The 590-nt window shown below is 69.2% G+C and carries 1 protein-coding gene; it reads left to right on the top strand.

The annotated features are described in order from the left end of the window. The coding region (locus WFH44_RS21335) for a thiamine pyrophosphate-dependent enzyme (RefSeq protein ID WP_336716652.1) at positions 1-590 on the top strand (590 nt) is incomplete at both ends.

Here is a 590-nt window from a genome sequence, read left to right as displayed (position 1 = left end):
ATCGGCTACGGCCGGCCCAAGCCCACCTACGACCTGCTCGAAGAGACGGACCTGCTGGTCTTCGTCGGCACCGTCCCGGGCGACGTCATCACCGACGGCTTCCTGGTCCGGCAGGACTGGGACAAGAAGAACTTCCTGGTCACCATCGACCCGTCCCTGCGCGGCCGCTCCGGCCCGGTCTCCTGGCAGATCGTGGCCAAGCCGGACGTGTTTGTCCGCGACCTGGTCATGATGGACATGCCGGTCAAGGAGGAATGGAAGGCCTGGACCCAGCGCATGCGCGCCGAGCAGGAGAAGTTCGCCGCCCTGCCGCCGGCCGAGCCCACCGGCGGACAGGCCCGGATGGACACCCTGATCGCCAACCTCGTGCCCACCCTGCCCGAGGACGCCGTGATCACCCTCGGTGCCGGCGAGCACACCAACTGGGCCCACCGCTACTTCCCCACCGAGCGCTACGCCTCGATGATCAGCGCCCGCAACGGCTCCATGGGCTACTCGATCCCCTCCGCCGTCGCCGCCTCGCTGGCCCATCCCGGCCGCCGCGTCGTGACCATCGCCGGTGACGGCGAGTTCCTCATGAACGGCCAGGA

The organism is Arthrobacter sp. USHLN218, from assembly GCF_037144715.1.
Classification (GTDB): domain Bacteria; phylum Actinomycetota; class Actinomycetes; order Actinomycetales; family Micrococcaceae; genus Crystallibacter.
Note: the sequence above shows the minus strand (reverse complement) of the source record. Positions and strands in the feature narration are given on the sequence as shown.